Source organism: Streptomyces sp. CA-243310 (genome assembly GCF_050936775.1).
Classification (GTDB): domain Bacteria; phylum Actinomycetota; class Actinomycetes; order Streptomycetales; family Streptomycetaceae; genus Streptomyces.
Genome location: NZ_JBNJMF010000001.1, coordinates 1,103,752 through 1,123,507, shown reverse-complemented (window position 1 = coordinate 1,123,507; position 19,756 = coordinate 1,103,752). Strand labels below are relative to the sequence as shown.

Sequence of the window (19,756 nt, the reverse complement as noted above, 5' to 3'; positions counted from 1 at the left end):
TCCGCCGGTTCGATCAGGCCGCCCGCCGGACCTTTTCCAGCTGCTTGTCCGCCACTTCCCGGGGGACCTGCGCCTTCTTCTCGGCGGCGGCCACGTTGAGGGCCATGAGCCGTACGACGGTGTCTCCCTCGCGCACGACCACCAGGTGGACCTGGGCGGAGACGCCCTGGGCGGCGGCGGTCGTGGTCCAGCTGACGCTCTCGTCCCCGCCGGTCTCGTACGCGATCGGCTTCACGTCGCGGTAGCTGCCGGTCTGCTTCTGCACGGTGGCCGCGAAGCCGGAACCGCATGCGGCGACGGCGTCGCGCAGGCGGGACATGAGCCGCTTGGCGTCCTTCTCCGCGTAGGAGCTGACGGAGGCGGACACGGCGAGGCCGACCTGCTTCTGGGAGCCGACGCCCCGGTTGACGGTTTCCCGTGCGGCCGGGTCGGGCTTGTCGCCCATGATGTCGGCGAGCGGCTGGCAGGGCTTCCTGTCGGCTTGCGGCTGGCCGTCGGGGGCGTTCGGGTTCTTGCCCTGGGCGGAGATCTGGTAGCCGGCGAGGTCGCCCTGTTCGAGGGCCGACCGTTCCAGTCTGTTGCCGCCCTTCTTCGGCGCGGCCGAACCGGCGGGGGCTCCGGGGGCGCCCGAGGACGGGTTCGGGGCCGAGGCGGAGCCCTTGGGGTCCGGGGCCTTGTCGGCCTCGGGGGTGCCCGTACCGCTGCAACCCACCGCTCCGAGGAGGAGGGCGGGGAGCAGTGCGGCCGTGGCCGCTCCGAGCTTGACTGGTGCCTTCAGGCGCATGACCGATGACCTCATACCGCGTGCGTTGGCGGGCAGTTGACGGCGATCGTGGCACACGACGCGACGTGGCGCACACCTGCTCGAAGCGGTGTGCGCCATGCGTACTCGCGTGCGTGTTCCGGCGTGGGTCAGCCGCCGAGCGCGCCACCGACGGGCAGACCGCCGAGGGTGGGGCCGAGGGAGTCGGTGAGCTGGCCGAGCGGGGCCGCGGGGTCGCTCGAATGACCGTCCGCGCCCTTCACCTGCTGCTGGCTGGTGGCGCTCTGGAGGGCGCCCGTGACGGGACCCAGGGCGTCCGTGAGGCCGACGGCGGGCACGGCGGCGGCGGAACCGGCGGCGGCGGCAACGGCGGCGACTGCACCGAGAGCGGCGAGGCCGAAGGTCTTGGCAGCTGACTGCTTCATGAAGGATCGTCCTTGCGACGGGGAATTGAGCGGCTCCGCAAACTAGTCACTTCAAACCCCGGCCCGCAAACATCTGTAAATACGAGAAAGCGCCCGGGAATTGCTCGCCCCGGGCGCCTTCGGTCCGTCAGGTCGTGGCCTAGGCCGAGACGGAACCGCTGGTCGAAGCGGTCTGCCGGAACAGCCATTCCGACTTCAGCTCCGCATAACCGGGCTTGATGACCTCGTTGATCATGGCCAGTCGTTCATCGAAAGGAATGAACGCGGACTTCATCGCATTGACGGTGAACCACTGCATGTCGTCCAACGAGTAGCCGAAGGTGTCGACCAGGTGCTCGAACTCCCGGCTCATGCTCGTACCGCTCATCAGCCGGTTGTCGGTGTTGACGGTCAACCGGAAGTGCAGCTTGCGCAGCAGACCGATCGGGTGCTCGGCGTACGAGGCGGCCGCGGCCGTCTGGAGGTTCGACGTCGGGCACATCTCCAGGGGGATGCGCTTGTCGCGCACGTAGGAGGCCAGGCGCCCCAGCGTCACGGAGCCGTCGGCGGCGACCTCGATGTCGTCGATGATCTTCACGCCGTGGCCCAGGCGGTCGGCGCCGCACCACTGCAGGGCCTGCCAGATCGACGGGAGGCCGAAGGCCTCGCCCGCGTGGATGGTGAAGTGGTTGTTCTCGCGCTTGAGGTACTCGAAGGCGTCGAGGTGGCGGGTGGGAGGGAACCCCGCCTCGGCGCCGGCGATGTCGAAGCCGACCACGCCGTTGTCGCGGTACCGGTTCGCCAGCTCGGCGATCTCCAGGGCGCGGGCCGCGTGGCGCATCGCGGTGAGTAGCGCCCCGACGCGGATGCGGTGGCCGTTCGCCTTGGCGCGGCGCTCGCCCTCGCGGAAGCCGTCGTTGACCGCCTCGACGACCTCTTCGAGGGTCAGGCCGGCCTCCAGGTGCTGCTCGGGGGCGTAGCGGATCTCGGCGTACACGACGCCGTCCTCGGCCAGGTCCTCGGCGCACTCCGCGGCGACCCGGAACAGGGCGGCCTTCGTCTGCATGACGGCGCAGGTGTGCGCGAACGTCTCCAGGTAGCGCGGGAGGGAGCCGGAGTCGGCGGCTTCCCGGAACCAGATGCCCAGCTTGTCGGCATCGGTCTCGGGAAGGTTCTCGTAGCCGGCCTCCTGCGCCAGCTCGATGATGGTCCCGGGGCGCAGTCCACCGTCGAGGTGGTCGTGCAGGAGCACCTTCGGGGAGCGGCGGATCTGATCCGGGGTGGGCACGTTGAGGGTCTCGCTCGTCATCTGGGCACTCTAGCTCCTACGCGCGTAGAGCAGGGTGCCCGCGACGGCCGTCGATACGTAACAGTGACCGTGCGGACGGGTGGCGTACACCTGTCGGTCTGAGACTGTTCCGCCATGGCACAGCATGCGCCGCCGGCGCGCGGGGCCCGCCTGGGGCGGGCGGCCGGCGCGAACGGCCCGGTCACGACGGTCAGTGGTGTGGTGCTCCTCCTCCCCGGAGCGTCCAGATGGTCCCCCGGGCCGCTGCGTCCGCTCGCGCGGGCGCTGGCGCGCTCGGGCGCGGCGCACGGGTTGGTCACGCACCCCGTCCTGCACGGGGCCGGGGCCCGGGAGGAGGACGCGCAGTGGGCGGCGGACGAGGTGGTGCGCCGGTACGGGGACGTGCCGGTCTGCCTGGTCGGCTACGACGCCGGGGGTCGGGCGGTGCTGCGCGCGGGGGGCCACGCGGCGGTCAACTCGGTTCTCGCGCTCGCCCCCTGTCTGGGCGGGCCGAGCCGGGAGGATCCCCCCGAACCGGTGAAACAGCTCTCGGGACGACAGGTGCTGATCGTGCACGGGACCAACGACGCCCGCAGCGACCCGGAGTCCTCCTTCCTGCTGGCGACACGGGCGAAGAAGGCGAACCGTTCGACCTGCCGCTTCGAGGTGCATTCGGACGGGCACGGGCTGCGCGAGCACCAGGCGGAAGTGGTGGCGCTGGCCGTGGACTTCGTACTCGGAGCGGTGTTCTCGGGCCGGTACTCGCGGCCCGTCACGGACGCGCTCGCGGCGCCGCCGCCGCTGGGCCTGCGGATGCCGCTCGCCTCCGGGTTCGGTCGGTCCCTGCGGGGCTGACGCGCCGGCCCGTCCCGGTGGACCGTCCGGGACGGGCCGCCGGGGTCAGCGCACCACGTGGACCCCGGGCGTGTCGTGCCGGCCGCCCAGCAGGCCCGTGGCCCGGTCCAGGGCGGCGCCCAGCGAGCCCGCGGTGGGCGCTGCGGCGAGTACGTACGCGTGGTGCCGCGCGCCGGTCGGCGGGCGGCGGACGACCGCTCCGCGCGGGACGTCCAGGTGGACCCGGACGACGCCGGGCACGGCCCGGGCCGCCGCGACGCCCGGACCGGCCCCGTCGGTGCGCCAGCCGGGCGGGAAGTCCACGTACCGCAGCCCGGCGTGGGCGGCGCGCGGCCGGCGCGGTGGTTCGGGGAGGCCGAGTCCGGCGGCCGGCGCCAGTCCGAGCACGTCGGTGCCGTGGGCGAGCCGGAGCAGGTGGGTCAGCTCGTCGGCGCCGGGTCGGGCGTGGGCCTCGATCAGCCGGGGGCCGCGTGGGGTGAGCACGACCTCGGTGTGGGACGGGCCGTCGCGGTGCCCGGCGAGGTCGAGGACCGCGCGTACGAGGGTCCTGACGGCCTCGGCCGCCGTCGCGTCCAGGGCGATCGGCAGCCGGTGGCCGGTCGCGGTGAGGTCGGGGCCGGCGGCGGGGGTCCGCCGTGACCAGCCGAGGACGCGGTGGCGGCCTTCCCGGGAGAGGGCCGCGACGGCCAACTCGGGTCCTTCGAGGTACTCCTCGACGAGCAGGTCGGTGACGGCCGGGTAGCCGCGGGCGGCGGAGCGGGCCCCGGCCGGGTCGGCGACCAGTCGTACGCCCTCTCCGTCGACGCCCCAGCGGGGCTTGATGACGCAGGGGTAGCCGATGAGGGTGGTGATGAAGGGGATGAGGTCGGCGCGGCCGCAGCGGGCGAAGGAGACGGGGTGGGCGGCGTGGAGAGCGTTGGCGCGGGCTCACAGGCCGGCTTTGTCCATGAGGGCGGTGACGGCGGCGGTGGGGGTGCCGGGCAGGCCGAGTTCCTCGTTGGCGCGGGCGGCGGCGAGGGAGCCCGCGGGGTCGAAGCCGAAGACGGCGGCCCGGCCGCGGCGGACCTCCTCCAGCCGGCCGACCGCCCCCACGAGGCGCGGGTGGTCGCGCCAGTCCGTCCGTACCCGCCGCTCCGCCCCCTCACGGTCGGATGGCACCGATGGATCCGGCGCGACCACCACGGTGCGCGCGCCCGCACGGCGGGCGGCCGCGACCACGGCGGGGCGAGGACTCAGCAGGACTGCCACGGGCCGGTGCCGTTGGTCGGCCGTCCGCTGCCGCATACCGCGCTCCCCCTTCACGCCGTGGCTCCACTGTGCCGGTTCGGCATATGCCGCAGGCGGTCGGCCGGGGGTCGTCTTGCCGCCTTGCGGGAACACGAGGGGTTTACAAACATTCACAGGCCGGGACGAATATGCATATGCCAGCCGATGAGGTCCGAGACATGGGCGAACTGAGCCCCGCGGCGCGGCGCCTCTACGCGTTCGCGGTGGAGCGGCACGCCTTCACGCCCCCGGAGGCGACGGCGGCGCTGGGCGTGCGTGCGGCGGCGGCGATCACCGAACTGTCGGCGGCGCACCTGCTCCAGCGGTCTCCCGAGGCCGGACCGGAGCGGTGGAGCGCGGTGGCCCCCCGGGCGGCGGCGGCCCGGGCGTTGGCCCCGCTGGCGCTGCTCGTGCGCGAGACCCACGACGAGATGGACCGGCTGCGGGGGCGGCTGGAGGGGCTCGTGCCGGCGTACGAGGCGGGGGCCGCGCACCGGGACCTGAGCGGGGCCGGCCGGCTGGAGCTGGTGACCGACCTGGGGGCGGTACGGGGGCTGATCGCCGAGCTGGCCGCGTCCGCCGAGGAGGAGATGCTGACCTCGCAGCCGGGCGGCGGGCGGCCCCTGGAGGTGCTGGAGGAGTCGATCGGGCGGGACGAGGCGTTGTTGGCTCGCGGGGTCCGGATGCGGACGATCTACCAGCACACGGCCCGGTACTCGCGTCCGACCGCGGCCTACGTGGAGCGGGTGACGGCGCTGGGCGCGCAGGTGCGGACGCTGGGCGACGGGCTGATGCGGATGTTGGTCTTCGACCGGCGCACGGGCCTGATGGCGGTGCCGGACCGGGGCGGTGCCGCCCTGGTGGTGCGGGAGCCGAGCGTCGTGCACTTCATGACGTCGGCGTTCGACCGCTCCTGGTTGGACGCGGAACCGTTCCCGGTGACGGTGAGTCCGGAGGCGGCCCGGACACTGTCGGACGAACTGCGGCAGACCATCGTGCGGCTGCTGTCGGAGGGGCTGGAGGACAAGGTGATCGCGCGCCGGCTCGGGATGTCGGAGCGGACCTGTCAGCGGCACATCGCGGAGATCATGCGGGCCGTCGGGGCGAAGTCCCGCTTCCAGGCCGGGTACTTGCTGTCCACGGCGGCGGCCCTGGAGCCGGCCGCACCGCGGGAGTAGGCACGCGGCCGGCCCGGGGCCGCGGCCCGGCACGGCACGGCCCGGCCCGGCCCGGCCCGGCCGTCAGATCGGGCCCTGCAGCTCCGGGATCAGGCGGCCTCGCCGGGACAGCAGGAAGCGCTTGAACTCCGCGACCGGAGGCGTGTCGGGATGCCCGTCGAGCCAGGCGACGCCGATCTCGCGGACCGCGCGGGGCGCCGTCACCGTCAGTTCGACCACCCCCGGCCGGGCCACGGCGGGCGGCGGCAGCAGGGCGACGCCGAGGCCGGCCGCGACGAGGCCGCGCAGGGTCTCGGCCTCCTCCCCCTCGAAGGCGACCTTGGGGGTGAACCCGGCCTCCGCGCACAGGTCGTCGGTGATGCGGCGCAGACCGTAGCCGGGCTCCAGGGTGACGAAGGTTTCCTCGGCCGCCTCGGCCAGCCGGATGCGTTTGCGGCCGGCGAGGCGGTGGTCGTCCGGCACGACCAGGCGCAGCCGTTGTTCGTCGAGGCGGCGGGCCACCAGGTCGGGGGCGTCGGGCAGCGGTGAGGTGAGGCAGAGGTCGAGTTCGCCGGCGCGCAGCCGCTCCAGCATGGCCTCGCCGTAGTTCTGGACGAGGGAGAAGCGGATGCGCGGGTGGTCGGCGCGGAAGGCGCGGATCAGGCCGGGGACGGTCTCGGACCCCAGGGTGTGCAGGAAGCCGAAGGCGACCTTGCCGGCGGTGGGGTCGGCGTCCTGCTGTACGGACTCGGCCGCGCGGGCGATCTCCGCGAGGGCGCCCTCGGCCGAGGCGAGGAAGGTGCGCCCGGCGGTGGTGAGGGCGACGGTACGTCCCTTGCGGGCGAACAGCGTGACGCCCAGGTCCTGTTCGAGGCGGACCACGGCCCGGGACAGGGTGGACTGCGGCACGCCCAGTTCGTGGGCGGCGCGCGTGACGTGCTCGTGCCGGGCCACGGCGACGAACCACGCCAGCCGAGGGGCCAGCAGGCTTGTCACCGCCATGTCTTCTTCGTAACGGTTCATTGACATGCGCCCCTGTGACCTGTGGTGATGCAGCAGTGGATCGATTATCGCGAATCCATGCATTGGACGCATCAAAAACGCGGGCCTACGGTTTTGGCATGCCTCCCGCTCATACCGGGGCACCCGTCATCCCGGGTGCCTCCCCCTTGTCGTTTCCCGCACCGGAGCCCCGACCGGAGCCCCACTCCCCCGGCCGCCCCGGCTACCGCCGGATGAGCCTCGCGCTCTTCGCCGCCGGGCTCGCCACCTTCGCCCTCCTCTACTCCACCCAGGCACTGCTGCCCGCGGTCTCCGCCGGCTTCGGCGTGACGGCGGGGCAGGCCAGTTGGACGGTGTCCGCGGCCACCGGCGCGCTCGCGCTGTTCGTCCTGCCGCTCAGCGCGCTGTCCGAGCGGTTCGGGCGGACCCGGATGATGACCTGGTCGATGGTGATCGCCGTCGGTCTCGGACTCCTCGTCCCCTTCGCGCCGAACCTGGAGTGGCTGATCGTGCTCCGCGCGGTGCAGGGCGCGGCCATCGCCGGCATCCCGGCCTCCGCCATGGCGTACCTGGCCGAGGAGGTCAAGCCGAAGGCACTGGTCGGGGCGATCGGCCTGTTCGTCGCGGGCAACTCCATCGGGGGCATGAGCGGACGCATCGTCACCGGCTGGGCGGCGCAGGCGTGGGGCTGGCGGGCCGGTCTGCTGACCGTCGGGCTGATGTCCCTGGCCTGCGCGGTGGCCTTCCTGGTGCTGCTGCCCCGGGCCCGGTTCTTCCGGCCGGCGTCGCTGAACCCGCGCGCCGTGGGCCGCACGGTCGCCGGTCACCTGAGGGATCCGCTGCTGCTGCGGCTGTACGGGATCGGCGCGCTGTTCATGACCGTCTTCGGGGCGGTGTACACGGTCGTCGGGTTCCGCCTGGTCGACGAGTTCTCGCTCGGACAGGGCGTGGTCGGCTCGGTCTTCCTGGTGTACCTGGTCGGCACGGTCTCCTCCGCGGCAGCCGGCCGGCTGGTGGCGCGGGCCGGGCGGCGCGGCGCGCTGTACCTGGCCGTGACCACGACGGCTCTGGGGCTGCTGCTGTCGCTGGCGGACTCGCTCGCCGCGATCCTGGCCGGGCTGGTGCTGATCACCGCGGGCTTCTTCGCGGGGCACGCGGTGGCCTCGGCGGCGGTGAGCCGGACGGCGAAGACGGGTCGGGCGCAGGCCTCGGCGCTGTACCAGTCCGCGTACTACCTGGGCTCCAGCGCGGGCGGCACCCTGGGCGCGCTCGCCTACCACGCCTCGGGTTGGGCGGCCACGGTCGGGATCGCGCTGCTGGCGGTGCTGGGCGTCGTGTCGATCACCCTGTACGGGTCGCACGCGGCCCGTACCGAGCGTCGACCGATGGCCGCTGCGGCCGCCCGGTGACGCGTACCCGCTGAACGCGGCGCGGGCGGGGACGTGCCCGAGGGTGCGTCCCCGCCGGCGTACCCGGCCCGGTGGGGCGTTCGGCCTGGTCGGGGCGTTGCGGAGGCGATTGTCAGAGCCCTCCGGTAGCTTCCCGGGTATCGGACCGACCAGGGGGATCGACGCCATGAGTGACCTTGCGACCAGCCCGGAGCTGGATGCGGCCATGGACCGCTACCGGGTCGAACTGACCGGCTACTGCTACCGCATGCTCGGCTCCTCCTTCGACGCCGAGGACGCGGTGCAGGACACGTACATCCGTGCCTGGCGGGCCCACGGGAAGTTCGAGGGGCGCTCCTCGCTGCGCTCCTGGCTGTACCGGATCGCGACCAACGTCTGCCTGGACCTGCTGAACGCGGGGAAGAAGCGGGCCCGCCCGATGGACCTCGGGGCCCCGCAGCACCAGGCCTCCGCCGTGCTGAACGAACGGGCCGAGGTGACGTGGCTGGAGCCGGTCCCCGACGGGCGGGTGCTGCCGCAGACCGCCGACCCGGCGGAGATGGCGCTGGCGAAGGAGTCGGTCCGGCTGGCCTTCGTGGCGGCGCTCCAGCACCTGCCGGCGAAGCAGCGGGCGGTGCTGATCCTGCGCGAGGTGCTGGCCTGGAAGGCGGACGAGGTCGCCACCCTCCTGGAGACCACGGTGGCCTCGGTGAACAGCGCGCTCCAGCGGGCGCGGGCGACGCTGGCGGGTCAGGGGATCCGCGAGAGCGACCCGGCGGATCCGTTGGACGCGGACCAGGCGCGACTGCTGGAGCAGTACCTGAGCGCCTTCGAGGCGTACGACATCACCCGCCTCACCACCCTGCTGCACGAGGACGCCGTGCTGTCGATGCCGCCGTTCGACCTGTGGCTCCGGGGCCACGAGGACATCGCGGCCTGGCACCTGAACCAGGGCATCGGCTGCAAGGGCTCCCGATTGATCGCGACCACGGCGAACGGCATGCCGGCCTTCGGCCAGTACCGGCCGCGCGGGGACGGACTGCCGGGGCACGAGCCGTGGGCGCTCCAGGTGTTGGAGATCTCAGACGGGAAGATCGTCGGGCTCAACGCCTTCCTGGACACCGCCCGGTGGTTCCCGCTCTTCGGGCTCCCCCAGCAACTCGGCGAGACCGACGAGGCCCAGTAGCGCGCGCAGGGACGGGCCGGCGCCGGTGAGTCGGAGCCGGATGCCGGCCCGGCGGGCCGCGAGGGCCAGTCGGGCCACCGCGTCCACGGCGCCGAGGCCGGGCCGGGTCAGCGCGCTGACGTCGCACGTCACCTCGCGGGGGCCGTCCCGGGCGAGCCGGCCGATGCGTGCGCAGAGCGCGGCGACGTCCCGGGGCAGCGGAGCGGGCCCGGGGACGGTCAGGGGTTCGGGTTCCGTCGTGTCCACACCAGGGTGGACCTCCGGGGGGCCCGTAACTCATCGGTCATGGGGCTCGGCCCTCTGCCGGGGCGTGGCCCGGCGCCCGGTACGACGAACGGGACCGGTGGGGGGTCCACCGGTCCCGTTCACCCGAAGGCGGCCGCAGGTCAGGCGATGCGGTCCAGGACGATCGGAGTGGCGGTGAACGAGGTTCCCGCCGCGGCGATGTCGAAGGTGCCGTCCAGCGCGGACAGCGCGTAGTCGAACTTCTCCGGGGTGTCGGTGTGCAGGGTCATCAGCGGCTGGCCCGCCACCACGGTGTCGCCCGGCTTGGCGTGCATCTCGATGCCCGCGCCGGCCTGCACCGGGTCCTCCTTGCGCGCGCGGCCGGCGCCCAGGCGCCAGGCGCCGACGCCCACGCCGTAGGCGTCCAGGCGGGTCAGCACGCCGGACTCGGGGGCGGTGACCACGTGCTGCTCGCGGGCCACCGGCAGGGCCGCGTCCGGGTCTCCGCCCTGGGCGGAGATCATCCGGCGCCAGACGTCCATCGCGGAGCCGTCGGCCAGGGCCTTCTCCGGGTCGGCGTCCTTGATGCCCGCCGCGTCCAGCATCTCGCGGGCCAGGGCCAGGGTCAGCTCGACCACGTCGGAGGGGCCGCCGCCGGCGAGGACCTCGACGGACTCGCGGATCTCCAGCGCGTTGCCGGCGGTCAGACCGAGGGGGGTGGACATGTCGGTGAGCAGGGCGATGGTCTTGACGCCGCTGTCGGTGCCGAGGGCGACCATCGTCGAGGCCAGCTCGCGCGCGTCCTCGATGTTCTTCATGAAGGCGCCGCTGCCGACCTTGACGTCCAGGACCAGCGAGCCGGTGCCTTCGGCGATCTTCTTCGACATGATCGAGGAGGCGATGAGCGGGATGGCCTCGACGGTGCCGGTGACGTCGCGCAGCGCGTACAGCTTCTTGTCGGCCGGGGCCAGGCCGTCGCCCGCCGCGCAGATGACGGCGCCGGTGGTGTCGAGGACGTGCAGCATCTCCTCGTTGGAGAGCAGGGCGCGCCAGCCGGGGATGGACTCCAGCTTGTCCAGGGTGCCGCCGGTGTGGCCGAGGCCGCGGCCGGAGAGCTGCGGGACGGCCGCGCCGCAGGCGGCGACGAGCGGGGCGAGCGGCAGGGTGATCTTGTCGCCGACGCCGCCGGTGGAGTGCTTGTCGGCGGTGGGGCGGGAGAGGGAGTCGAAGTTCATCCGCTCGCCGGAGGCGATCATCGCGGCGGTCCAGCGGGCGATCTCGGCACGGTTCATGCCGTTGAGCAGGATGGCCATCGCCAGCGAGGACATCTGCTCGTCGGCGACCACGCCGCGCGTGTACGCGTCGATGACCCAGTCGATCTGCTCGGGGCTGAGTTCGCCGCGGTCGCGCTTGGTGCGGATGACGGAGATGACGTCCATGAGGGTGACTTCCTTCCGGCGGTGCGTACGTTCGAAAACTCTACGCGCATAGAGGCATGCGGGGTGGCATGGGAGGGGTGAAGGGGAACGGCCCTTCCGCACGCGGGCGGAAGGGCCGTCACAGGAACGCGGCTATCTGAGGTGGTCGGGCCCGAAGGCCTGCGGGAGCATCGCGGAGAGCGGCAGGATGCCCTCCGGCGTCTCCACCTGGAGTTCGGGACCGCCGAACTCGAACAGCAGTTGGCGACAACGGCCGCACGGGACCAGGATGTCGCCCTTGCCGTCCACGCACGTGAAGTGCGTCAGTCGGCCGCCGCCCGTGGCCTGGAGGGAGGACACCAGACCGCATTCGGCGCACAGGCCGAGGCCGTAGCTGGCGTTCTCCACGTTGCAGCCGACGATGGTGCGGCCGTCGTCGACCAGCGCCGCCACCCCGACCGGGAAGCCCGAGTAGGGGGCGTACGCCCGGGACATCGCGTCCCGGGCCGCCTTGCGCAGGCCGTCCCAGTCCGGGGCGTCGGCCGTCGTCACTTGCCCTGGCCCTTGCGGTACGGCATGCCGTCCGCCTTCGGCATCCTCAGGCGCTGCGCGGAGAGCGCGAGCACCAGCAGGGTGGTGACGTACGGGGCGGCGTCCACGAACTGGCTCGGGACCGAGTCGGTCACGGCGTACCAGAGGTAGATCAGCACGGCGAAGACCGCGGAGACGGCCGCCGGGACGTACTTCTTCTTGTAGCCCTGCCAGAGCGCGGCGAGCAGCAGCACGATCGCGACGAGCAGCAGCAGCGCGTGGACGTTCTCGGCGCCACCGCGCAGCTTGAGGCTGTCGATGAAGCCGAACAGGCCCGCGCCGAGCGCCATGCCGCCGGGCATCCAGTTACCGAAGATCATCGCGGCGAGACCGATGTAACCGCGACCGCCGGTCTGCCCCTCCTGGTAGATCGAGCTGGCGACGATCGACAGGAACGCGCCGCCGAGGCCGGCCAGGCCGCCCGAGACGATCACGGCGATGTACTTGTACTTGTACACGTTGACGCCGAGGGACTCGGCGGCCACCGGGTTCTCGCCACAGGACCGCAGTCGCAGGCCGAAGGTGGTGCGCCACAGCACCCACCAGGTGCCCGGGATCAGCAGCAGCGCGACGACGGTCAGCAGCGACAGCTCGGTCACCAGACCGCCGATGACGCCGGCCAGGTCCGAGATGAAGAACCAGTGCTTGCCCTGGAGGTCGGACATCCAGTCGGACAACCCCGGCACGGTGATCTTGTAGATCGGTTCGATCGACGGGGACTGCTTGGAGGAGCCGCCCGGCGCGTCCGCGAAGGTGAAGTTCGACAGGTACTGGGTGAAGCCCAGGGCGAGGATGTTCACGGCCACACCGGAGACGATGTGGTTGACGTTGAAGGTGATCGTGATGATCGCGTGCAGCAGGCCGCCGATGGCGCCACCGATGATGCCGGCCATCACACCGGTCCAGGGGCCCCACTGGTAACCGGCCCAGGCACCGAACCAGGTGCCGAGGATCATCATGCCTTCGAGGCCGATGTTGACGACGCCCGCGCGCTCGGCCCACAGACCGCCGAGACCGGCGAGGCCGATCGGCACGGCGAGGGACAGGGCGCCCGACACCTGACCGACCGAGGTCAGGTCGTTGGCGCCGCTGATGACGCGGACCAGGGAGATCAGCGCGAGACCACCCGCGATGATCAGCATGATCCAGGGCAGGCTGAGCTTCTGGCGGCCGCCGGACTTCTTCGGGGCGGCGGCCGTCGCGGAAACGGTGCTGGTGCTCACGCCGCGACCTCCTTGTCGGTCTTGATGGCGTGGCCCGCGGCCAGTTCCTCGCCGACCTTCTGCTGCTGGCGGCGGATGCCGTAACGGCGGACGAGCTCGTACGAGACGACGACCGCGATCACGATGAGGCCCTTCATGATCGTGCCGATCTCCTTCGCGTACCCGGCCGTGTCGAGCGAGGCCGAGGCCTTGTCGATGAAGGCCATCAGGAACGCGGCGAGGAGGATGCCGACCGGGCTGTTGCGGCCGAGCAGCGCGATGGTGATGCCGGTGAAGCCGACACCGACCGGGAAGGAGAGGTTGTACGTGTGGGTCTCGCCCAGCAGCTGCGGCATGCCGGACAGACCGGCGACGGCGCCCGAGATCAGCATCGAGGTGATGATCATCTTCTTGGCGTCCACACCGGACGCCTGGGCGGCGGACTCGCTGGCGCCGGTGGCGCGCAGGTCGAAGCCGAAGCGGGTGCGGTTGAGCACGAACCAGTAGACGATGCCGAGGGCGAAGGCCACGAAGGTGAAGCCGTAGATCTCCAGGCCGTCACCGATGGTCAGCGCCGGGAACCAGCCGGACTCGGCGATGTCGCCCGTCGTCAGGTCGTTGGAGCCCTCCGGCTGGATGCCGAGGTTCTTCGGCAGGATCAGCCAGGCGATCAGGCTGGTCGCGATGGCGTTCAGCATGATCGTGGAGACGACCTCGCTGACCCCGCGCTTGGCCTTCAGGACACCCGCGATGCCGGCCCAGAAGGCACCGGTCAGCATGGCGACGACCACGATCAGCAGGATGTGCAGCGGGCCCGGCAGGGTGACGGCGGTGCCGACCACGGCCGAGACCATCGCGGCGAGGCGGTACTGGCCGTCGACGCCGATGTTGAAGAGGTTCATCCGGAAGCCGATGGCCACGGCCAGGGCCGCCAGGTAGTACGTACCGGCCTGGTTCACGATGAGGACCTGCACGTCCTCATAGGAGGCGTTCTCGACCATGAGGCGCATGGGCTCGATCGGGTCCACGCCCGTCGCCGCCAGCACGGCCATGGTCAGCAGGAACGCGCTGACCAGCGCGAGCGCGGGGCCGGCGAAGCCGAGGAGCAGCCGGTCCTTGTCGAATTTCTTCATCGGGCCTCGTCCTCCGGGGCATCGGCACCAGCGTCGGTACCGGCGGAGTGGTTGTCGGTGGCTTCCAGGTGCCCGGAGGCGGCGCCCGTCATGGCGGTGCCGAGTTCCTCGGGGGTGACGGTCGCGGGGTTCGCGTCCGCGACCAGGCGGCCGCGGTAGATCACGCGCAGGGTGTCGGACAGGCCGATCAGCTCGTCCAGGTCCGCGGAGATCAGGAGCACGGCCAGACCCTCGCGGCGGGCCTCGCGGATGGCGTCCCAGATCTGCGCCTGCGCGCCGACGTCCACACCGCGGGTGGGGTGGGCGGCGATGAGGAACTTCGGGTTGTGGCTCATCTCGCGGCCGACGATCAGCTTCTGCTGGTTGCCGCCGGAGAGCGAGGCCGCCGTCACCTCGATGCCGGGCGTGCGGACGTCGTACTCGCGCACGATCCGCTCGGTGTCCTTGCGGGCGGCCTTCGGGTCGAGGATGCCGCGCTTGGAGTTCGGCGACTCGGTGACGTGGCCCAGGATGCGGTTCTCCCACAGCGGGGATTCCAGCAACAGGCCGTGCCGGTGGCGGTCCTCGGGGATGTACCCGATGCCGCCCTCGCGGCGCTTGCGGACCGACGCCTTGGTGATCTCGGTTCCGTCGAGGGTGATGACGCCGGCGTCCGGGGTCGTCATGCCCATCAGGGCTTCGATCAACTCCGTCTGGCCGTTGCCCTCGACGCCCGCGATGCCGAGGACCTCGCCCTTGTGGATCGTGAAGGCGATGTCGTCCAGGAGCAGGCGGCCGACGCCGGCCGGCTCGTGGACGAAGGCGTCGGGCAGGCCCGGCGTGCGCGCGGTGTCCTCGGTGTTGACGGGGGGAACGCCGCCCTCGGCGACGGTCAGGCCCGCCACCTTCAGCATCGGGACGTCCGTCACGGTCGACTCGCGGGTCTCCGGGGAAGGGAGTTCGGAGCCGACCATCAGCTCGGCGAGCTGCTTGGTGGTGGTGTTGCGCGGGTCGGCGGTGCCGACCGTGGTGCCTCGACGGATGACGGTGATGTCGTCCGCGACCTTCAGGACCTCGCCCAGCTTGTGCGAGATGAAGATGACGGTCAGGCCTTCGGCCTTGAGCTCGCGCAGGTTGTCGAAGAGCGCGTCCACTTCCTGCGGCACGAGCACGGCGGTCGGCTCGTCGAGGATGAGGATCTTCGCGCCGCGGTAGAGGACCTTGAGGATCTCCACGCGCTGGCGGTCGGCGACCCCGAGGTCCTCGACCAGGGCGTCGGGGCGCACGCCGAGGCCGTACGCGTCCGAGATCTCCCTGATCTTCTTGCGGGCCTTGGCGCCGATGCCGTAGAGCTTCTCGCCGCCGAGAACCACGTTCTCCAGGACGGTGAGGTTGTCGGCCAGCATGAAGTGCTGGTGCACCATGCCGATGCCGCGGGCGATGGCGTCGCCGGGGCTGGAGAAGGTGACCTGCTCCCCGTCGATGGCGATGGTGCCCTCGTCCGGCTTCTGCATGCCGTAGAGGATCTTCATCAGGGTCGACTTGCCGGCGCCGTTCTCACCGACGAGGGCGTGGACCGTGCCCTTGCGGACGGTGATCGCGATGTCCTTGTTGGCGACGACGCCGGGGAAACGCTTGGTGATGCCGTGCAGTTCTACGGCGAGAGGGGGGCTGGACGCGTTGATGACGCACTCTCCTTGGCGCGGAAGGAGCTGGAGGCAGGAGGACAGGGCGGGGAGAGAAGGTATCGCGTCCACGATGCCTCTACGCGCGTAGCACTGTCGAAAGTGAAAACTTGCGGCCAACTGACCACAAGGAACACCGAACACGGCTCGGGGCCCGGGAGCGATAGAGACCGCTTCCCGGACCCCGGAGACCATTACCGCATGTCGGACGGCCCTTACGGGGCGGTCTTGACGGTGATCTTCTTGGCGATGATGTCGGCCTTGGCCTTCTCCACCGCGGCGAGGACTTCAGCCATCTTCTTGTACTCGGGGTTGGAGGCGGCCAGGCCGACGCCGTCCTTGTCCAGGCCGTAACGGATCTCGCCGTTCTCCGGCTTGCCGTCCTTGACCGACTTGATCAGGTTGTAGACCGAGTCGGAGACGTCCTTGGTGACCGAGGTCAGGATGTGCTCCTTGTACTTCGACAGACCGGCCTGGTTGTACTGGTCGGAGTCGACGCCGATGGCCCACTTGCCCTTGGCCGAGGCGGCCTCGATGGCACCGGAGCCCGCGAGACCGGCGGCGGCGTAGACCACGTCGGCGCCGCCCGCGTCCATCTGGCCGTTGGCGGCGGCCTTGCCCAGGTCGGGCTTGGAGAAGCCACCGAAGTCCGGGGGCTGCGTCAGGTAGGCCGACAGCACCTTGGCGTTCGGGTTGGTGTCCTTGACGCCCTGGGTGAAGCCCGCCTCGAACTTCTTGATCAGCGGAACCTCGACACCGCCGATGAAGCCGACCGTGCCGGTCTTCGAGACCTTGGCGGCGGCGACGCCGGCCAGGTAGGAGCCCTGCTCCTCGTTGAAGACCAGGTTGGCGATGTTCTTGCCGGTCACCGAGGTGTCGTCGATGATGCCGAACGTGGTGTTCGGGAACTTCGGCGCGACCTTCTTGATGGCCGGGGCATAGGCGAAACCGACGCCGATGACCGGGTTGTTGCCCTTGCGGGCCAGCTCGGTGAGGCGCTGGACCTTGTCGGCCTCGCCCTCGCCGTCCGTGGGCTCCGCCTCGGCGGTGGTGATCTTCAGCTCCGACTTGGCCTTCTCGAGGCCCGCGAAGGCGGCGTCGTTGAACGACTGGTCGCCGCGGCCACCGATGTCGTACGCGATGGCGGCGCCGGCGGCGGCCTTCGTCTCCGAGGAGGAGGACGAGGGGCTGTCAGACGACTTCTTACCGCCACAGGCGGTGGCCGAGAGGGCCAGCGCGGCGGACGCGAGGCCCACGGTGGCGATCCTGGTGATCCGGCGCAAGGGGAGGCTCCTTCAAAACCTGACCGAAGCGCCACGACCGGCGCTGGTTTCGCGGCGATCGTAACGCGCGTAGATGTCAGTTAAAGGCCCGTTCATGAGTCGTTATCGGATCGTCGCGAACCGGACAGTGACCGATCGGTGACTCCTCTTGCGCCCAGCCCTTGTGTACCAAGGGCTGGACACGTATACCCACCGACCGCCGGATGATGTAGGGACTTTGCCGGGGCTTGACCGCGACCTCGACCGCGACCCTGTTGCCGGGGTCGGCGCCGGGCGGGCGGCGTTATCCGGCCGACCGCCCCCGGTGGGCGTCGAGTCGGACCTCGCCCCGCCCGTCGAGCAGGGCCGCGGCGGTGAAGAACTCCACGCCGACCCCGATCGCGGACTCGTCCACGTCGAAGTCGCCCCGGTGCAGGTCCTTCTTGGTCGTGTCCCCGGGCTTGCGGACGCCCAGGCGGGCCATGGCGCCGGGCATGTGCTCCAGGTACCAGGAGAAGTCCTCCCCGCCCAGGCTCTGCTCGGTGTCCTCGATCGACTCCACGCCGAGGCGGGCCGCCATGGACTCGCGGAGCAGTTCGGTGACCGCCGGGTCGTTGACCACCGGCGGGACGCCCCGGACGTAGGTGATCTCCGACTTGGCCCCGTGCAGGGTCGCGATCTCGTCGATGGCCGCGTGGATCTGGTCGGGGGCCTCGTGCCAGGCGTTGATGTCCAGGCAGCGAACGGTTCCGGACAGTTCCGCGTGCATCGGGATGACGTTGCAGGCATGCCCGGACTCGATCCGGCCCCAGGTGACGGACATGCCCGAGCGGGCGTCCATCCGGCGGGCCAGCACGGCCGGAACGTCCACGGCGACCCGGGCGGCGGCCGTCACCAGGTCGGTGGTCAGGTGCGGGCGGGCGGTGTGCCCGCCCGGGCCGGCCAGGGTGACCTCCAGGCGGTCACAGGCCGAGGTGATGGGGCCGGACCGCAGTCCGATCCGCCCCGAGTCCACGCGGGGGTCGCAGTGCACCGCGATGATCTTGCCGACGCCGTCGAGCACCCCGGATTCGATGGCGTCGCTCGCGCCGCCGGGCAGGACCTCCTCGGCGGGCTGGAAGAGCAGGCGCACCGGGTGCGGGAGCAGCCCCTGCCGGTCGAGTTCGGCGAGCACCAGGCCGGCGCCGAGCACGACCGAGGTGTGGACGTCGTGTCCGCAGGCGTGCGCGCGGTCCGGGATGGTGGACCGGTACTCGACGTGCACCTTGGCGTCCGGGATGGGCAGGGCGTCGATGTCCGCGCGCAGGGCAAGCATCGGACGGCCGCCGTCCCACGTCCCCACGTCACAGATGAGGCCGGTGCCGGACTTCAGCACCCGTGGTCGCAGGCCGGCCTGCTCCAACCGGGCCTTGATCGCAGCCGTGGTGCGGACCTCCTGGTGTCCCAACTCGGGATGCATGTGCAAGTCCCGGCGGAAGGCGATCAGTTCGGCACGCAGGTGGTCCGGAAGCTTGCCGGGCAGCTCGGGCCGGTCGGGCTTGCCGGGCAGGGCGGTCTGGGACTCGCGGGACATCAACTGGTTCACCCGTTTAAGGGTAGGCCCACCGACGGGTCAACTGGCTGGAGATCACAAAAAGTTCATGCCGTTAGGGGAAAGAAACCCGACCTCTGGACGCATGACCGTATGCGTGCGCGGGTAAACTCGCGCGCTCATCCGGTCGCCTGAGCGGTCTGAGCGGGGAGTCTGCGCACATCACGGGCGGTGTCGGTGACCCCGGCCAGGAAGCCGCGGGCCCGCGGCGAGGCGCCGGCGGTGAGCCAGTCGGGATCGACCTCGCACACGGCCACGGTGACGCCGGCGCCGATCAGGGCGTACGGCAGGGTGTGGACGACCGTGGACGGGAAGCTGACGATGGTGCGGCCCACCGGGCCCCGCCGGGCGATCAGCTCCAGCGGCAGGTCCGGGCGGACGATCTCCAGCCCGGTCGCCTCGCTCAGCGCGCGCAGCTTCTCCGGGGACTCGCGGCGGTGCGCGAAGTAGCGGGTCGCGCCGTGTTCCCTGGTCAGGGCCAGGACGGCGGCCCGATAGCGGGCCGGGTCCACCACGCCCGTCTCCACGAGCGAGGTGCCGACCAGGTCCGTTCCCCTGGTCAGGCGGGGCGGGCCGAAACGGGACCGGGTCCAGGCGAAGTCGTTGAGCCGGACGTCCATCCCGGGCAGCGGGGTGACCGGCATCGAGGTGAACACCTCCACCCGGCGACGGTCACCGCCCGGGGTCAGCCGGCGGCGCGCGGTCCCCGACACCGGGGCGTACGCGAGTTCGCGCACCCGGGCCCCGGCGCCGGCCCCCGTGCGGTGCCAGCGGCGCAGCCGCTCCCCGCGCCCGAGCTGCGCGACGAACTCCATGGTGGCGGTGCCGTCGTCGACGACGACCAGTTCGGCGGCCCGTGCCGGGGCCAGCAGGAGCTGGACGAAGCGCGAGAAGGGGTCGCCCACCACGATCCGCTCGGCCCTGCGGACGTCGGCGGCGAGCGCGGCCAGTGCCTTGAACGGGGCGCCGGCGCCCCCGCGCGCCTCCTGCCAGTGGACGGTGTACCCCTCGTCGCGGGCGAGTCCCGCGACCCGGCGCAGTTGTCCCCGGGACATCGGGTCGGTGGGCGGGAGGACCACGATCGTCGGTGCCTGCGGGCCGGGCGCCCCGGAGCCGGACGGGGTGCGCGGGCCGGCGGCCCGATCCCCGGCGGTCGCCCGTGGGGTGGATCGCCCGGGCTGGCGCGGGACGCCGTCCAGCAGCCGGCCCGCGGTCTCGCGGGCGGCCGCGTCGTCGGTTCGGGCGGGCCCGTCGGCGGCTCGGCGCGCGTGGGCCCACTCCAGGACGTTCAGCAGCTGGACCGGGCTTTCCACGAAGGCCAGGGTGGATGCGGAAGGGATCACCACGTTCTCCTCGTCAGG

19 protein-coding genes are annotated in these 19,756 nt (G+C 71.8%); 4 read left to right on the top strand and 15 right to left on the bottom strand.

Going from position 1 to position 19,756, the window contains the following annotated elements:
• Positions 1 to 13 precede the first annotated feature (13 nt).
• The 3 genes from ACQEVM_RS05355 to ACQEVM_RS05345 all read right to left on the bottom strand — a co-directional run bounded on the left by ACQEVM_RS05355 (position 14) and on the right by ACQEVM_RS05345 (position 2,476).
• Positions 14 to 784 carry a hypothetical protein gene (locus ACQEVM_RS05355; RefSeq protein ID WP_433075572.1) on the bottom strand — a complete coding sequence of 257 codons (771 nt, stop codon included), beginning with the start codon at positions 782 to 784 and terminating at the stop codon, positions 14 to 16.
• A gap of 128 nt (positions 785 to 912) precedes the next feature.
• The gene (locus ACQEVM_RS05350; RefSeq protein WP_433075569.1) at positions 913 to 1,188 is read right to left on the bottom strand and encodes a hypothetical protein; all 276 of its coding nucleotides are present in this window, start codon (positions 1,186 to 1,188) and stop codon (positions 913 to 915) included.
• 139 nt (positions 1,189 to 1,327) lie between these two features.
• The gene (locus ACQEVM_RS05345; protein WP_433075566.1) at positions 1,328 to 2,476 is read right to left on the bottom strand and encodes an adenosine deaminase; all 1,149 of its coding nucleotides are present in this window, start codon (positions 2,474 to 2,476) and stop codon (positions 1,328 to 1,330) included.
• Between the two features lie 114 nt (positions 2,477 to 2,590).
• On the opposite strand from ACQEVM_RS05345, the gene ACQEVM_RS05340 reads away from it, so the two are divergent.
• Complete coding sequence (locus tag ACQEVM_RS05340; protein ID WP_433075563.1) at positions 2,591 to 3,310, top strand: alpha/beta hydrolase; 720 nt, start codon at positions 2,591 to 2,593, stop codon at positions 3,308 to 3,310.
• A gap of 45 nt (positions 3,311 to 3,355) precedes the next feature.
• Here the strand turns inward: ACQEVM_RS05340 and ACQEVM_RS05335 are convergent, their stop codons facing one another.
• Both ACQEVM_RS05335 and ACQEVM_RS05330 read right to left on the bottom strand, forming a co-directional pair.
• Positions 3,356 to 4,150 (bottom strand): ATP-grasp domain-containing protein, encoded by a 795-nt coding sequence (locus ACQEVM_RS05335; RefSeq protein WP_433079819.1) that lies wholly within the window; start codon positions 4,148 to 4,150, stop codon positions 3,356 to 3,358.
• Positions 4,151 to 4,237: 87 nt separating this feature from the next.
• On the bottom strand, positions 4,238 to 4,594 hold the full coding sequence (locus tag ACQEVM_RS05330; RefSeq protein ID WP_433075560.1) for a hypothetical protein: 357 nt from the start codon (positions 4,592 to 4,594) through the stop codon (positions 4,238 to 4,240).
• A gap of 161 nt (positions 4,595 to 4,755) precedes the next feature.
• Here ACQEVM_RS05330 and ACQEVM_RS05325 point away from each other — a divergent pair, with 161 nt between their 5' ends.
• Positions 4,756 to 5,754, top strand: coding sequence for a LuxR C-terminal-related transcriptional regulator (locus ACQEVM_RS05325; RefSeq protein WP_433075557.1), 999 nt, complete (start codon positions 4,756 to 4,758; stop codon positions 5,752 to 5,754).
• A gap of 63 nt (positions 5,755 to 5,817) precedes the next feature.
• Here ACQEVM_RS05325 and ACQEVM_RS05320 read toward each other — a convergent pair whose 3' ends face one another.
• Positions 5,818 to 6,756: a LysR family transcriptional regulator gene (locus ACQEVM_RS05320; RefSeq protein WP_433075554.1), complete on the bottom strand. Its 939-nt coding sequence runs from the start codon at positions 6,754 to 6,756 to the stop codon at positions 5,818 to 5,820.
• Between the two features lie 98 nt (positions 6,757 to 6,854).
• Between ACQEVM_RS05320 and ACQEVM_RS05315 the strand changes: the two genes are divergently transcribed.
• Together ACQEVM_RS05315 and ACQEVM_RS05310 are read left to right on the top strand one after the other, a co-directional pair.
• On the top strand, positions 6,855 to 8,144 hold the full coding sequence (locus tag ACQEVM_RS05315; RefSeq protein ID WP_433075551.1) for an MFS transporter: 1,290 nt from the start codon (positions 6,855 to 6,857) through the stop codon (positions 8,142 to 8,144).
• Between the two features lie 166 nt (positions 8,145 to 8,310).
• Complete coding sequence (locus tag ACQEVM_RS05310) at positions 8,311 to 9,309, top strand: sigma-70 family RNA polymerase sigma factor (RefSeq protein ID WP_433075548.1); 999 nt, start codon at positions 8,311 to 8,313, stop codon at positions 9,307 to 9,309.
• Here the strand turns inward: ACQEVM_RS05310 and ACQEVM_RS05305 are convergent.
• From ACQEVM_RS05305 to ACQEVM_RS05265, 9 genes are all read right to left on the bottom strand, one after another.
• Complete coding sequence (locus tag ACQEVM_RS05305) at positions 9,205 to 9,555, bottom strand: STAS domain-containing protein (RefSeq protein WP_433075545.1); 351 nt, start codon at positions 9,553 to 9,555, stop codon at positions 9,205 to 9,207. The two genes, ACQEVM_RS05310 and ACQEVM_RS05305, sit on opposite strands and share 105 nt — an antisense overlap.
• Positions 9,556 to 9,695: 140 nt before the next feature.
• Complete coding sequence (locus ACQEVM_RS05300) at positions 9,696 to 10,973, bottom strand: thymidine phosphorylase (RefSeq protein WP_351379916.1); 1,278 nt, start codon at positions 10,971 to 10,973, stop codon at positions 9,696 to 9,698.
• Positions 10,974 to 11,105: 132 nt separating this feature from the next.
• Positions 11,106 to 11,504, bottom strand: a complete 399-nt coding sequence (locus tag ACQEVM_RS05295; protein ID WP_078999525.1) for a cytidine deaminase — start codon at positions 11,502 to 11,504, stop codon at positions 11,106 to 11,108.
• The gene (locus ACQEVM_RS05290) at positions 11,501 to 12,766 is read right to left on the bottom strand and encodes an ABC transporter permease (protein ID WP_433075540.1); all 1,266 of its coding nucleotides are present in this window, start codon (positions 12,764 to 12,766) and stop codon (positions 11,501 to 11,503) included. Before ACQEVM_RS05290 ends, ACQEVM_RS05295 begins: the two co-directional genes overlap by 4 nt.
• On the bottom strand, positions 12,763 to 13,878 hold the full coding sequence (locus ACQEVM_RS05285; RefSeq protein WP_433075537.1) for an ABC transporter permease: 1,116 nt from the start codon (positions 13,876 to 13,878) through the stop codon (positions 12,763 to 12,765). Before ACQEVM_RS05285 ends, ACQEVM_RS05290 begins: the two co-directional genes overlap by 4 nt.
• Positions 13,875 to 15,614 carry an ABC transporter ATP-binding protein gene (locus ACQEVM_RS05280; protein WP_433075534.1) on the bottom strand — a complete coding sequence of 580 codons (1,740 nt, stop codon included), beginning with the start codon at positions 15,612 to 15,614 and terminating at the stop codon, positions 13,875 to 13,877. The genes ACQEVM_RS05285 and ACQEVM_RS05280 overlap by 4 nt, the downstream gene beginning before the upstream one ends.
• A 143-nt stretch (positions 15,615 to 15,757) precedes the next feature.
• On the bottom strand, positions 15,758 to 16,825 hold the full coding sequence (locus ACQEVM_RS05275; protein ID WP_433075531.1) for a BMP family lipoprotein: 1,068 nt from the start codon (positions 16,823 to 16,825) through the stop codon (positions 15,758 to 15,760).
• Between the two features lie 283 nt (positions 16,826 to 17,108).
• Positions 17,109 to 18,377: an amidohydrolase gene (locus ACQEVM_RS05270; protein WP_433079817.1), complete on the bottom strand. Its 1,269-nt coding sequence runs from the start codon at positions 18,375 to 18,377 to the stop codon at positions 17,109 to 17,111.
• A 137-nt stretch (positions 18,378 to 18,514) separates the two neighbouring features.
• Entirely contained in the window at positions 18,515 to 19,738 is a 1,224-nt protein-coding gene (locus ACQEVM_RS05265; protein WP_433075528.1) for a hypothetical protein, read from the bottom strand.
• Positions 19,739 to 19,756 lie beyond the last annotated feature (18 nt).

Coding starts and splice junctions, on each gene's coding strand:
- ACQEVM_RS05345 (WP_433075566.1), bottom strand. CDS start 2,476: ATGACGAGCGAGACCCTCAACGTGCCCACCCCGGATCAGATCCGCCGC.
- ACQEVM_RS05330 (WP_433075560.1), bottom strand. CDS start 4,594: ATGCGGCAGCGGACGGCCGACCAACGGCACCGGCCCGTGGCAGTCCTG.
- ACQEVM_RS05350 (WP_433075569.1), bottom strand. CDS start 1,188: ATGAAGCAGTCAGCTGCCAAGACCTTCGGCCTCGCCGCTCTCGGTGCA.
- ACQEVM_RS05325 (WP_433075557.1), top strand. CDS start 4,756: ATGGGCGAACTGAGCCCCGCGGCGCGGCGCCTCTACGCGTTCGCGGTG.
- ACQEVM_RS05310 (WP_433075548.1), top strand. CDS start 8,311: ATGAGTGACCTTGCGACCAGCCCGGAGCTGGATGCGGCCATGGACCGC.
- ACQEVM_RS05355 (WP_433075572.1), bottom strand. CDS start 784: ATGCGCCTGAAGGCACCAGTCAAGCTCGGAGCGGCCACGGCCGCACTG.
- ACQEVM_RS05270 (WP_433079817.1), bottom strand. CDS start 18,377: ATGTCCCGCGAGTCCCAGACCGCCCTGCCCGGCAAGCCCGACCGGCCC.
- ACQEVM_RS05315 (WP_433075551.1), top strand. CDS start 6,855: ATGCCTCCCGCTCATACCGGGGCACCCGTCATCCCGGGTGCCTCCCCC.
- ACQEVM_RS05285 (WP_433075537.1), bottom strand. CDS start 13,878: ATGAAGAAATTCGACAAGGACCGGCTGCTCCTCGGCTTCGCCGGCCCC.
- ACQEVM_RS05320 (WP_433075554.1), bottom strand. CDS start 6,756: ATGAACCGTTACGAAGAAGACATGGCGGTGACAAGCCTGCTGGCCCCT.
- ACQEVM_RS05340 (WP_433075563.1), top strand. CDS start 2,591: ATGGCACAGCATGCGCCGCCGGCGCGCGGGGCCCGCCTGGGGCGGGCG.
- ACQEVM_RS05300 (WP_351379916.1), bottom strand. CDS start 10,973: ATGGACGTCATCTCCGTCATCCGCACCAAGCGCGACCGCGGCGAACTC.